Genomic DNA, 13,504 nt, shown 5'->3' with positions numbered 1-13,504 from the left:
CTCCGGAGTACCCGGTGGTTGCGCCAGGGTGTGCCATCTGTACCAGCCCGGACGTGTCCCCGGTGTACCAGGTGTTCCGTTTTGGCACAGTGCAAACGCCAACACGGCGCCGAGGCCTTGCGTGCTAGCATCGACTGCTCAATGACAGAAAAAGCAGGATCCGTACCGTCCTGCACAAGGAGACAGCCATGACCGCACTTGGCACTGTCGAATCAGACGCCCTGTTGCGCCGGGCCCGCCACGCGCTGTACGAGCGCGATGCGCAGCCCGAGGATCTGCTGCCCGCATCGCTGGCGCACGTGTCGCGTTCGTGGCGGCGCAGCCTCGCTGCCGGCGTGGATGCCTTCGGCATGCGCCCGCACGTGCCGCATCTCTCGCGCTTCGAGGTGGAGCGTGCTACCGAACGCCAGCATGAGCTGCTGGCCCACGCGCGCCCGGTGATGGAATACCTGCACGGACAGACGCGCGGCAGCGGCAGCGTGCTGCTGCTGGCCGATGCCGATGGCCTGCTGCTGCATGCGCTGGGCGATCCCGGTTTCATGACGCGGGCAGAGCGCGTGGCGCTGATGCCCGGAGCCAGCTGGCATGAGCAGCATCGCGGCACCAACGCTGTGGGGACTGCGCTGGCCGAGGGAGTTCCGGTGGTGGTACACGGGGCCGAGCACTTCCTGGAGTGCAACAGCTTTCTGACCTGCGCAGCCGCGCCGGTGGTTGCACCCGATGGCCGTGTGCTGGGCGTGCTCAACATGTCCGGCGAGCGCAGCAGCCGGCATCCGCATACTTTCAGCATGGTGCGTGCGGCCACCCAGATGATCGAGAACCGCCTGTTCGACGCCTGCCACGGGCGGCACATGCGGCTGCACGTGCATCCGCTGGCCGAAGGCATCGGCACGCTGGCCGAGGGTGTGCTGGCACTGTCGGAAGAAGGCGTGCTGGTGGGTGCCAACCAGGCGGCGCTGGCATTGCTCAACCTGCGTGCCAGTCAGCTGGGTCGGGTGCGGCTGGAGCAGGTGGTGGACGCGGACCGCGAACACTTGCTGCGCGCCAGCCATCGCAGCCCGGCGCCCTTGCGGCTGCGCTGCCTGAGCGCGCCTGCGGTGCCGGTGCTGCATGTGCGGGTGGAACAGGGCTGGTCGCGTGCGGCCACGCTGGATATGCCGAGCCGCAGCATCAGCCGCGAGCCGGATGCGTTGCAGGCGCTGGATACCGGCGATGCAGCCTGGCACGGCGTGCTGGAGAAGGCGCGCAAGGTGCTGGACAAGCCGATTGCCGTGCTGCTGCATGGCGAATCCGGTTCGGGCAAGGAGGTGCTGGCCAAGGCCATCCACGCCAGCAGCCAGCGGCGTGAGCAGGCCTTTGTGGCGGTGAATTGCGCGGCCTTGCCGGAAAATCTGATCGAGGCCGAGCTGTTCGGCTATGCTCCTGGCGCCTACACCGGTGCGCGGCGCGAGGGCGCGCCGGGAAGCATTCGCCAGGCGCACCGAGGCACGCTGTTTCTGGACGAGATCGGCGATATGCCGCTGGCCATGCAGACGCGGCTGCTGCGCGTGTTGCAGGAGCGTCAGGTAGTGCCGCTGGGGGGTGGCCAGCCGGTGGCGGTGGATTTTGCGCTGGTGTGTGCCACGCACCGCGACCTGAAGGAAGAGGTGGCTGCAGGGCGTTTCCGTGCCGACCTGTACTGGCGCCTGAATGGATTGACCCTGCATCTGCCGGCGCTGCGCCAGCGCAGCGACTGGGATGTGCTGGTGCAGCGCATGCTGCAACGGCATGCGCCGCATCGTGCGATCGAACTGGATCCGGAGCTGGCGCGCGTGCTGCGCCAGCATCCCTGGCCAGGCAATCTGCGCCAGCTCGACAACACGCTGCGCACCACGGTGGCGCTGCTCGATGATGCCTGCGTGATCGGCATGGAGCACCTGCCGGACGATCTGGTGCAGGAGCTGCAGGAGGCGCGGCAGGCCCCGGGCGCTGGCGCGCCACAGGATATGCCATACGGACATCGCCGGAGCGCCGACCCGGGTTTTGCCACAACACGAACGCCAGTCATCGAGGAGGGCGAATTATCTCGCCTGCGCGCGGGTTGCGTGCCGCTGGCGCAGTACACGCGTGACGTGATGGAGCAGGCTTTGCGCGAGGCAGAGGGCAATCTCTCGCTCGCAGCGCGCCGGCTCGGCATCAGCCGCAATACCTTTTACCGAAGGATTATGCGAAAGCGCCCGGACGGGGCGTGAGCGAAGGGGCGCTGGCAGGCGCGTGTGGACTGCGTTACAGCAAGCGCACGAACATTCCGCCCGCAATCCCTGGCTGACACACGTGCGAGACGCTTGGACGAACGGCGCCCAGATCAGGCGGCCCTCTCGCGCCGCTCCAGCGCCCGCACCAGTCCCATGCTGCCTGCCAGCCACAGGCTCCCGGAAAGCCAGCCGCCCAGCACATCGGTCAGATAGTGCACCTGCAGCCCGATGCGGCTGTAGCCCACGGCGGCCACTGCCAGCGCAGCAGCGGTGAGCACGGCAACGCGTAGCCGGCAGGGCCAGCCGGGGTGCAGGTGCAGCAGCATCCACGCCAGCATGCCGTAGGCCACCAGCGAACCCGAACTGTGGCCGCTCGGAAAGCTCAGGCCGCCCGCCATGGTGTAGCCCTCCACATGCGAGGGCCGCACGCGGCCCACCCATTGCTTGAGCATCACGTTGAGCAGGGCATTGCCTGCGATGGCCCAGACCCAGCCCGCCGCCATCTTCCGCTCGCCGCGCCAGGCGAGGAGTACGGCACCGACAATGCAGGCGGCCGTCAGCACCGGGGTATCCGCCAGATGGCTCACCGTACCGAACAACGTCAACAGCGCCGGATGCACGTGCAGGCTGAGCGTATGGGCAAGAGCGGTGTCCAGCCGCGTGACCGGCCCGTCGTGCGTCACCTGCCAGGCCAGGGCGCTCCAGAGTGTGGCGGCCAGCACCATCCAGACGATGGCGGCACTGCCCAGCGGTGCATGCAGCGGCCTGCGGATGGCGCTGTCGCGTTGCATGAATGCGCAGAGGGGCAAGGCGGTGGCGGCCACCAGCAGCAGCCAGAGAATGAATACCATGCCCGGCGCCTGTCCCCATTGCAGGGCCACCGAGGTCCAGAACGCGCTCTGCGTGGCCAGGGCATCGGGGCTGTTGGGCAGCAGGGCGCTGTTCATCGCAGCCAGGTGGTGGCAACGCAGGTAAAGGCCTGCAGGCTGGCGTCGAAGTCCCAGCGCTCGACCTGCCATTGCGGCTCCAGCAGTTGCAGGGGATTGTGCAGATGGCCTTGCGGGGCGGCGGTGGCAGGGCGGAGCAGATTCACGGAATTCGGGTAGTTGTCGCGGATGCGGTCGGAAACAGCCGTGCCGGATTGTAGGGCCCAGAGCGCGCCGGGCGCATCGTCCGGCCCGGGCGGGATCAGCTCCACATACGGTTCATGGATGTGGCCGCCGAGCACACCCAGTGCCCCGGCGGCGCGCCAGGTCGCATTGGCGTGCGCGGCGCCACGCAACAGGTTTTTGCGCTCCTCTTCTTCGATCACCAGCGCCGGCTGGTGGACGGCCACCAGCTTGAGCGCCGTGTCGGGCAGTGCGCGCAGACGCCGGCTGACGTTGGCGATCTGTGCCTGCGAAGCCTCACCCTGGATATGCCGGTAACGCCGCGTGGTGCGCACGCCGATCAGCTGGATGGGGCCCAGATCCCAGTGGATCACGCCGTCGGCATCAAAGGCGGTGGGGAAATACTTCTGGAAGAGGCGATAGGGCCACAGAAAGCGGCGCCAGGGCAACCACAGCGAGATGTCATGGTTGCCGGGCAGGGCCATGCGCGTCTGCACCGGCAGGCTGTCCATGAAGGCGCGGGCGGCCGCGAACTGGCCGCGCCGGGCGCGCATGGTGATGTCGCCGGCGAGCAGCACATGCTGCACCTGCTCGGCTTCGGCCAATGCGCGCAGGGCCTGCAGCACGGCGGGCTGTTCGGTGCCGAAGTGGGTGTCGGAGATCTGCAGCAGGCTGCTCATGCGCCGCCTCCGGCAGAGGGTTGGGGTGGCGTGCTGGCCAGACTCAAGCCGCTAGCGGCCTGTACTGCTGCCGCTGCCGGCTGCAACAGGCCTTGGGGAATCAGGTCGGCCAGCAGGGAGGTCGGCTCCTCGTCCACCGGCGCGCGCAGCGGCGTCGGCACGATCAGTTGCAGTGCGTCACGCTCCACCTCGAAGCGCAGCGGCGCGCGCATCCAGTGCACCTCGCCATCGGTCGCCACCTTGATGCGGCGTCCGCCCAGATAGCCGCGCGCCTGTACGTCGAGTTGCTGGAACGGAAAGTGCAGCACCGCATCGTCGGCTTCGCCCAGCGTTCCGAAGGCGCCGCGCAGGGCCAGTCCGAACAGGCGCGGCGTGCTGACCGGCGCCAGCAGCACGGCGCGCAGGCGGCCGTCGAGTTCGGCCGGCAGCTCGGGCTCGCCCCCATCTTCGCTGTCCAGCAGGCCGGTTTGCTGCAGCTGCAGCGCATTGTTGGCGACGAACAGGGTGGGCGTCCTGCGCACGGTGTCATGGCCTTCGCCGCTCAGGCGCAGCGTCAGTTGCACCGGGCGGCGCAGCAGGGTGTAGAGCGCCGCCAGCGCGGCAACGAAACGGCTGCGGCCCAGCGTGGCCTTGAAGCGCTCGCGGTCTTCCAGCACCAGCGGATACAGCCCCACGCTCGCATTCACCAGAAACAGCCGGCCATTCACCCGCCCAGCCTGTACGGCGTGCACGATGCCGTCCAGCATTTGCTGCACGGCTTCTGCGGGATCTGAAGAAATGCCATACGCGCGGCAGAAATAGTTGAAGGTGCCCTGCGGAATCACGCCCAGCAGGCAGCCGCTGCCGGCCACCTCATGCGCCACCGTGCTGATGGTGCCATCGCCGCCGGCGGCCACCACGATGGCGCCCTGCTCGCAGGCCTGCTGCACGGCGGCACGGATCTGCTGCGGCAGCGTGCTGCCCGGCTCCAGCGCGATCAGGCGAAATGCGCGCCCGGACGCCTCCAGTGCGGCACGAATGGGCCGCGCGGCATCGTCCTCTGCATGGCGCCCTGCGCCTGCATTGAACAGAACCAGCAAGGGAGCGTCGGGAACAGGTGTCATGGGCAGACCCGGGCGATACACTTTATCTTGTTCTTGTGGCAAAACATCCCAGAAACGGAGTGACAGGCATGGCGCGATTGGCAAGGCTGAGTGTGGCGGGCTATCCGCATCACGTCATCCAGCGGGGTAACAACCGCCAGGCCATTTTTCTGGATGAGCCTGATTATGAGCGCATGCTGCAATTGCTGCGCGAGGCGAGTGCGCGACACCGTGTAGGACTGCATGCCTGGGTGCTGCTGCCCGGCCAGTTGCAACTGCTGGCCACGCCGCCGGATGCCGAGAGCCTGCCGCGCATGATGCAGGACGTGGGCCGCGCCTACGTACGCGCCTTCAACAACCGCCACCTGCGCAGCGGCACGCTCTGGGAAGGGCGCTATCGCAATACCGTGGTCGATCCGGACCTGCTGCTGCACGCCATGGCCTGCCTGGACAGCCTGCCGGTACGCGAGCATCTCGCGCGCAGCCCCGAGGCCTATCCCTGGAGCAGCAGCGCTCACTACACCGGTGAGCGCAGCGAACGCATGGTCACGCCCCCAGCACAGATCTGGCAGCTGGGCAATACGCCGTTTGCGCGCGAAAGCGCCTACCGCAACCTGCTCCACAGCCATGAGGCGGGACAGGATTGCGCGCGCTTCGAGGAGGCCGCCCTGGGCGGCTGGGCCTGGGGTTCGGACGATTTCGTCATGAAGCTGCAACAATTGACTGGCAGAAGATTGCAAAAGTCACACGCAGGAAGACCGCGCACCAAGCCTGTGAGCGCCACCTGAAGGGGCCGGAATCGTTGCTTCTATCCACAATCGTCCTTGAAAAACAGCAATTTGAATATGTCCCCAATTAATTGGCGACAATTTCATGGATGGAAATGAATAGGAATCTGACCCCAATTATTCCTGATGCACGGTAGAGGGTTTTGCCGTATTCTTCGATCTGTAAATGGATCCCCGATCCACCCACTTTCTGAACGGGACTTTCCTATGACCTCTACAGCAGAAAAAAACCATCTGGAACAGAACGGCCTGTACTGCGCATCCAACGAGCATGATGCGTGCGGCGTCGGCTTCGTGGCCCACATCCGCGGCGAGAAGAGCCATGCCATCGTCACCCAGGCGCTCAAGATCCTGGAAAACCTCGACCATCGTGGCGCCGTCGGTGCCGACAAGCTGATGGGCGACGGCGCCGGCATCCTGATCCAGATTCCCGATGCGCTGTACCGTGAAGAGATGGCCAAGCAGGGCGTGGAGCTGCCCCCGGTCGGCGAATACGGCGTCGGCATGATCTTCCTGCCCAAGGAGCACGCCAGCCGCCTGGCCTGCGAGCAGGAGATGGAGCGCGCCATCAAGGCCGAAGGCCAGGTGCTGCTGGGCTGGCGCGACGTGCCGACCAACCGCGACATGCCCATGTCGCCCGCCGTGCGCGAGAAGGAGCCGGTGATCCGCCAGGTCTTCGTCGGCCGCGGCCCCGATACCATCGTGCAGGACGCGCTCGAGCGCAAGCTGTACGTGATCCGCAAGACCGCCAGCGCCAACATCCAGGGCCTCAAGCTCAAGCACAGCAAGGAATACTATGTGCCCAGCATGAGCAGCCGCACCGTGGTGTACAAGGGCCTGCTGCTGGCCGACCAGGTGGGCCAGTACTACGACGACCTGAACGACGAGCGCTGCGTCTCCGCCCTGGGCCTGGTGCACCAGCGCTTCTCCACCAACACCTTCCCCGAGTGGCCGCTGTCGCACCCCTACCGCTACGTGGCGCACAACGGCGAGATCAACACCGTCAAGGGCAACTACAACTGGATGCTGGCGCGCGAAGGCGTGATGTCCTCGCCGGTGCTGGGCGAAGACCTGCACAAGCTGTACCCGATCAGCTTCGCCGGCCAGTCCGACACCGCCACTTTCGACAACTGCCTGGAACTGCTGACCATGGCCGGCTATCCGATCAGCCAGGCCGTGATGATGATGATTCCCGAGCCGTGGGAACAGCACACCACCATGGATCCGCGCCGCCGTGCCTTCTACGAATACCACGCCGCCATGCTCGAGCCCTGGGACGGCCCGGCCTCGCTGGTGTTCACCGACGGCCGCCAGATCGGCGCCACGCTGGACCGCAACGGCCTGCGTCCCGCGCGCTACTGCGTGACCGATGACGGCTTCGTCATCATGGGCTCCGAATCCGGCGTGCTGCCCGTGCCCGACCACAAGATCGTCAAGAAATGGCGCCTGCAGCCCGGCAAGATGTTCCTGATCGACCTGGACCAGGGCCGCATGATCGACGACGAGGAACTGAAGGCGCAACTGGCCAACAGCAAGCCCTACAAGCAGTGGATCGAGAACCTGCGCATCCGCCTGGCCGATGTGCCGGTGCAGAACGTGGTGCGCGGCCAGACCAATGTCGGCGTGTCGCTGCTCGATGCGCAGCAGGCCTTCGGCTACAGCCAGGAAGACATCAAGTTCCTGATGGCGCCCATGGCCGCCAACGGCGAGGAAGGCATCGGCTCCATGGGCAACGACAGCCCGCTGGCCGTGCTGTCCGACCGCAGCAAGCCGCTGTACAACTACTTCAAACAGCTGTTCGCGCAAGTGACCAACCCGCCGATCGACCCGATCCGCGAGGCGATTGTGATGTCGCTGGTCAGCTTCATCGGTCCCAAGCCCAACCTGCTGGACATCAACCAGGTGAACCCGCCGCTGCGCCTGGAGGTGAGCCAGCCGATCCTGGATTTTGACGACATGGCCCGCCTGCGCGCCATTGCCGACGAGACCCAGGGCAAGTTCCGCAGCTACACGCTGGACATCACCTACCCGGTGGCCTGGGGCCCCGCGGGCGTCGAAGCCAAGCTGGCCTCGCTGTGCGCCGAAGCGGTCGATGCCATCAAGGCCGGCAACAACACGGTGCAGGGCCAGCACAACATCCTAATCATCAGCGACCGCGCCATCGGCGCCGATCGCGTGGCCGTGCCGGCGCTGCTGGCGCTGTCCGCCATTCACCAGCATCTGGTGCGTGAAGGTCTGCGTACCACCACCGGCCTGGTGGTGGAAACCGGCTCCGCCCGCGAAGTGCACCACTTCGCCGTGCTGGCCGGCTATGGCGCCGAAGCCGTGCACCCCTACCTGGCGATGGAAACCCTGCAGAGCATCCACAAGGAGCTGCCGGGCGAGCTGAGCGCCGAGAAGGCCATCACCAACTACATCAAGGCGATTGGCAAGGGCCTGTCCAAGATCATGTCCAAGATGGGCGTGAGCACCTATATGAGCTACTGCGGCGCCCAGCTGTTCGAGGCCATCGGCCTGAACACCGAGACGGTGCAGAAGTACTTCACCGGCACCGCCAGCCGCGTGGAAGGCATCAGCGTGTTCGAGATCGCCGAGGAAGCCCTGCGCATGCACAAGGCTGCCTTCGGCAAGGATCCGGTGCTGGCCAGCCAGCTGCAGGCTGGCGGCGAATACGCCTGGCGTGTCCGGGGCGAAGAGCACATGTGGACGCCGGACGCCATCGCCAAGCTGCAGCACAGCACGCGCGCCAACAACTTCAACACCTACAAGGAATACGCGCAGATCATCAACGACCAGAACAAGCGCCACATGACGCTGCGCGGCCTGTTCGAGTTCAAGTTTGATCCGTCCAAGGCGATTGCCGTGGAAGAAGTGGAACCCGCGGCCGAGATCGTCAAGCGCTTTGCCACTGGCGCCATGTCGCTGGGTTCCATCTCCACCGAGGCGCATGCCACGCTGGCGCTGGCCATGAACCGCATTGGCGGCAAGAGCAACACCGGCGAGGGCGGCGAGGACCCGGCGCGCTACCGCAACGAGCTCAAGGGCATTCCGATCAAGCAGGCCACCACGCTCGGCGCCATCATCGGTGAAGACAAGGTCGAGGCCGACATCGCGGTGCAGGCCGGCGACAGCCTGCGCAGCAAGATCAAGCAGGTGGCGTCGGGCCGTTTCGGCGTCACGGCCGAATACCTGAGCAGCGCCGACCAGATCCAGATCAAGATGGCCCAGGGCGCCAAGCCGGGCGAGGGTGGCCAGCTGCCGGGCGGCAAGGTGAGCGACTACATCGGCTTCCTGCGCCACAGCGTGCCGGGCGTCGGCCTGATTTCGCCGCCGCCGCACCACGACATCTACTCGATCGAGGATCTGGCCCAGCTGATTCACGACCTGAAGAACGTGGCGCCGCATGCCGACATCAGCGTGAAGCTGGTGAGCGAAGTGGGCGTGGGCACGATTGCTGCCGGCGTGACCAAGTGCAAGGCCGACCATCTGGTGATCGCCGGCCATGACGGCGGCACTGGCGCTTCGCCCTGGAGCTCCATCAAGCACGCTGGCGGCCCCTGGGAAATCGGCCTGGCCGAAACCCAGCAGACGCTGGTGCTGAACCGCCTGCGCGGCCGTGTGCGCGTGCAGGCCGACGGCCAGATGAAGACCGGCCGCGACGTGGCGATTGCCGCGTTGCTGGGCGCCGACGAAGTGGGCTTTGCCACCGCGCCGCTGGTGGTGGAAGGCTGCATCATGATGCGCAAATGCCACCTCAACACCTGCCCGGTGGGCGTGGCCACGCAGGATCCGGTGCTGCGCGCCAAGTTCAGCGGCAAGCCCGAGCATGTGGTCAACTACTTCTTCTTTGTGGCCGAGGAAGTGCGCCAGATCATGGCCCAGCTCGGCATCCGCAAGTTCGAAGACCTGGTGGGCCGCAGCGACCTGCTCGACATGCAGCAGGGCCTGACACACTGGAAGGCCAGCGGCCTGGATTTCAGCCGCCTGTTCGCCCAGCCGCAGGTGCCGGCCGAAGTGGCCCGCCTGCACGCCGAAACGCAGGAACACGGCCTGGAGAAGGCGCTCGACCAGACGCTGATCCGCAAGTGCAAGCCCGCCATCGAGAAGGGCGAGAAGGTCAAGTTCATCGAGCATGCGCGCAACGTGAACCGTACCGTCGGCGCCATGCTGTCCGGCGCGGTGACCAAGGTGCACCCCGAGGGTCTGCCGGATGACACCATCCACATCCAGCTCGAGGGCACGGGTGGCCAGAGCTTTGGCGCCTTCCTGTGCAAGGGCATCACGCTGAGCCTGATCGGCGAAGCCAACGACTACACCGGCAAGGGTCTCTCCGGCGGCCGCGTGGTGGTGCGTCCTAGCCTGGAATTCCCGGGCGTGGCGGCCGAGAACATCATCGTGGGCAACACCGTGCTGTACGGTGCCACCACGGGTGAAGCCTACTTTGCCGGCGTGGCGGGCGAGCGCTTTGCCGTGCGCCTGTCCGGTGCCACGGCGGTGGTGGAAGGCACGGGCGACCATGGCTGCGAATACATGACCGGCGGCACGGTTGCCGTGCTGGGCAAGACCGGCCGCAACTTCGCGGCCGGCATGAGCGGCGGCGTGGCCTACGTCTATGACGAGGACGGCCAGTTCGCCAGCCGCTGCAACACTGCCATGGTGACGCTGGAGCCGGTGCTGAGCGCCGCACAGCAGAAGGCCACGGTCGATGTCGGCGTATGGCATCGCGGCCAGAGCGACGAGGAACAGCTGAAGAAACTACTGCTCGACCACAGCCGCTGGACCGGCAGCCGCCGCGCCCGCGACCTGCTCGAGAACTGGGAAGCCAGCCTGCCGAAATTCGTGAAGGTGTTCCCGACCGAATACAAGCGCGCTCTGGCCGAAATCCACGCCAAGGGCAAGACCGACGCCGGCAAGGGCGGCATTCCGGACGATTCGCTGGTGTCGGCTTCTGCTGCCATCAACACCGAAGTGGAGCCGCCGAAAGCGACCCGCAAGACTGCCGTGCGCCGTGCGCCGGGCCAGACGGCTACGGCCAAGGCCGATGCCGCCAAGCCGGTGGCCGCGAAGGCAGCCGCTGCAGCGCCCAAGCGCACGGCGAAAGCCGCAGCCAAGCCTGCTGCCGTCAATAAGCCCGTCGCCAAAAAGGCGAACTGAATCCTGAACCGACCCTGAACAGTCACTAGCTATAACGGAACACGATCATGGGAAAAATCACCGGCTTCATGGAGTATGAGCGTCTGGAAGAGGGCTACAAGCCCGTGGCCGAACGCCTCAAGCACTACAAGGAATTCGTCATCGGTCTGGACGACAAGCAGGCCAAGGTCCAGGCAGCGCGCTGCATGGACTGCGGCACGCCGTTCTGCAACAACGGCTGCCCGGTCAACAACATCATTCCGGATTTCAACAATCTGGTCTATGAAGGCGACTGGCAGGCGGCCATCGAGGTGCTGCACAGCACCAACAACTTCCCGGACTTCACCGGCCGCATCTGCCCGGCGCCGTGCGAAGCAGCCTGCACGCTGAACATCGATGCAGCGCCGGTCGGCATCAAGTCGATCGAGCACGCCATCATCGACAAGGCCTGGGAAAAAGGCTGGGTCAAGCCGCAACCGGCTGCGCACAAGACGGGCAAGAAAGTCGCCATCGTCGGCTCCGGCCCGGCTGGTCTGGCCGCGGCCCAGCAACTGGCGCGCGCCGGCCACAAGGTGACGGTGTTCGAGAAGAACGACCGCGTCGGTGGCCTGCTGCGCTACGGCATCCCCGACTTCAAGATGGAAAAATCCCACATCGACCGCCGCATCGAGCAGATGCAGGCCGAGGGCGTGGAATTCCGCCGCGGCGTGGTGGTGGGCGACTGGCCCAAGGACAGCAAGGTCACCAACTGGGCCAAGGAAACCGTCAGCGCCAGGCAACTGCAGAAGGACTATGACGCGGTGCTGATCGCCGCCGGTTCCGAGCAGAGCCGCGACCTGCCCGTGCCGGGCCGCGAGCTGGACGGCGTGCATTTCGCCATGGAATTCCTGCCGCAGCAGAACAAGGTCAACGCCGGCGACAAACTGGCCAAGCAACTGCGCGCCGATGGCAAACATGTGATCGTGATCGGCGGCGGCGACACCGGCAGCGACTGCGTGGGCACCAGCAACCGCCACGGCGCCGCCAGCGTCACCCAGTTCGAACTGCTGGCCCAGCCGCCGGTGGAAGAAAACCGCCCGCTGACCTGGCCCTACTGGCCGATCAAGCTGCGCACCAGCTCCAGCCACGACGAAGGTTGCACGCGCGAATTTGCCATCGCCACCAAGGAATTCATCGCCGGCACCGGCAAGGACAAGGGCCGCGTGGTGGCAGTCAAGACCGTGCGCCTGGACTGGACCGACGGCAAGATGACCGAAGTGCCCGGCAGCGAGCAGGTGCTCAAGGCCGATCTGGTGCTGTTGGCCATGGGCTTCGTGAATCCGGTGGCGTCGCTGCTGCAATCCTTTGGCGTGGCGCTCGATGCGCGCGGCAATGCCAAGGCCACGACCGAGGAAGAGGGCGGCTACGCCACCAACGTCAAGGGCGTGTTTGCTGCGGGTGATGCGCGCCGTGGCCAGTCGCTGGTGGTGTGGGCGATCCGCGAAGGCCGCCAGGCTGCGCGAGCCATCGACCAGTACCTGATGGGTTCGAGCGACCTGCCGCGCTGATTATTGATTTGGTTTCTTCATTGCATCCCTCCTTCGGGCCGCGTTGGTACGCGGCCCTTTTTTTGTTGAGTGGCGTGCTGATGGAAGGGGTAGAGAAAATAAAAGTAATATATTGGTTCTAGAATTTCGGTCGAAAAAGGCCCCAATCGTGTGCCGCTGGGAGTAGTGCACGACGAATCGATCCCGGCCCGAGTCATCTTTACCTGGAATTCAGCCAATGGATAAATATACCCGTATCGGGTACACTTCTGGCAGGCAGATTGCTGTCCTCAAAAGAAAAGACTTTGCACGATGGCAATCGAGCGAGAGGCTCCCGGATACGGCGCTGTGCAGGGCCGTGGAGGAGATGGAGCTTGGTTTGGTGGATGCGGATCTTGGGGGCTTTCTTTTCAAGAAGCGCATTGCCCGTCCTGGTTCTGGCAAGAGTGGGGGCTACCGGACGTTATTGTCAGTCCGCCTCGGTAGTCGCTATGTGTTCCTGCACGGCTTTGCCAAGAGCGACAAGGCAAACGTGACGCAGGAGGAGCGCAAGGCGCTGCAGTTTGCCGGCAAGGTGTTTCTGGAGCTCTCTGCGGAAGCGTTGACGAAAGCGCTCAAGGCAGGCGTGTTGTTGGAGGTGCATTGTGAGCAAGATCATTGAATCGCTGCGTGGCGACCTGGCCGCGTTGCAGCAAGCGGGAGCGATCGACAAGGTAACCATGCGAGAGTTCGACGCGATTTGTCCGGCTCCTGTTCGGCAGTTTGGCGCGGCCGACATCAAGCGCTTGCGCGAAACATTGAAATTCAGCCAGCCCGTATTTGCGCTCCATCTGCATACCTCTGCATCGACGGTGCGCAAGTGGGAGCAAGGCGAAACCCATCCCTCCGGCCCGGCCCTCAAGCTGCTGAACATCATTGCCGACAAGGGCTTGCAGGCCATCCTCTGACGACG

9 protein-coding genes are annotated in these 13,504 nt (G+C 65.4%); 6 read left to right on the top strand and 3 right to left on the bottom strand.

The features are described from left to right. The first annotated feature begins 188 nt into the window (after positions 1-188). Positions 189-2,231 (top strand): sigma-54-dependent Fis family transcriptional regulator, encoded by a 2,043-nt coding sequence (locus tag ACX36O_RS11445; protein WP_371699303.1) that lies wholly within the window; start codon positions 189-191, stop codon positions 2,229-2,231. A gap of 113 nt (positions 2,232-2,344) precedes the next feature. Here ACX36O_RS11445 and ACX36O_RS11440 read toward each other — a convergent pair whose 3' ends face one another. From ACX36O_RS11440 to ACX36O_RS11430, 3 genes are read right to left on the bottom strand one after another with little or no spacing between them, the layout of a single operon-like run. Continuing rightward, complete coding sequence (locus ACX36O_RS11440; protein WP_329769399.1) at positions 2,345-3,181, bottom strand: phosphatase PAP2 family protein; 837 nt, start codon at positions 3,179-3,181, stop codon at positions 2,345-2,347. After that, on the bottom strand, positions 3,178-4,023 hold the full coding sequence (locus tag ACX36O_RS11435) for a metallophosphoesterase family protein (RefSeq protein WP_213361690.1): 846 nt from the start codon (positions 4,021-4,023) through the stop codon (positions 3,178-3,180). Before ACX36O_RS11435 ends, ACX36O_RS11440 begins: the two co-directional genes overlap by 4 nt. Further along, positions 4,020-5,126, bottom strand: coding sequence for a diacylglycerol/lipid kinase family protein (locus ACX36O_RS11430; protein WP_488359809.1), 1,107 nt, complete (start codon positions 5,124-5,126; stop codon positions 4,020-4,022). Before ACX36O_RS11430 ends, ACX36O_RS11435 begins: the two co-directional genes overlap by 4 nt. A 68-nt stretch (positions 5,127-5,194) precedes the next feature. On the opposite strand from ACX36O_RS11430, the gene ACX36O_RS11425 reads away from it, so the two are divergent. From ACX36O_RS11425 to ACX36O_RS11405, 5 genes are all read left to right on the top strand, one after another. Continuing rightward, positions 5,195-5,893 (top strand): transposase, encoded by a 699-nt coding sequence (locus ACX36O_RS11425; protein WP_213361688.1) that lies wholly within the window; start codon positions 5,195-5,197, stop codon positions 5,891-5,893. A gap of 207 nt (positions 5,894-6,100) precedes the next feature. Then, the gene (locus ACX36O_RS11420; RefSeq protein WP_488359808.1) at positions 6,101-11,047 is read left to right on the top strand and encodes a glutamate synthase-related protein; all 4,947 of its coding nucleotides are present in this window, start codon (positions 6,101-6,103) and stop codon (positions 11,045-11,047) included. Between the two features lie 47 nt (positions 11,048-11,094). Beyond that, positions 11,095-12,573: a glutamate synthase subunit beta gene (locus tag ACX36O_RS11415; protein WP_213361686.1), complete on the top strand. Its 1,479-nt coding sequence runs from the start codon at positions 11,095-11,097 to the stop codon at positions 12,571-12,573. Positions 12,574-12,790: 217 nt separating this feature from the next. Then, positions 12,791-13,213, top strand: a complete 423-nt coding sequence (locus ACX36O_RS11410; RefSeq protein ID WP_371699306.1) for a type II toxin-antitoxin system RelE/ParE family toxin — start codon at positions 12,791-12,793, stop codon at positions 13,211-13,213. Further along, positions 13,197-13,499 carry a helix-turn-helix domain-containing protein gene (locus tag ACX36O_RS11405; RefSeq protein ID WP_213361681.1) on the top strand — a complete coding sequence of 101 codons (303 nt, stop codon included), beginning with the start codon at positions 13,197-13,199 and terminating at the stop codon, positions 13,497-13,499. Before ACX36O_RS11410 ends, ACX36O_RS11405 begins: the two co-directional genes overlap by 17 nt. Positions 13,500-13,504 lie beyond the last annotated feature (5 nt).

This window comes from Brachymonas sp. KE5, from assembly GCF_057773645.1.
This window is presented reverse-complemented; position numbering and strand designations above follow the sequence as displayed.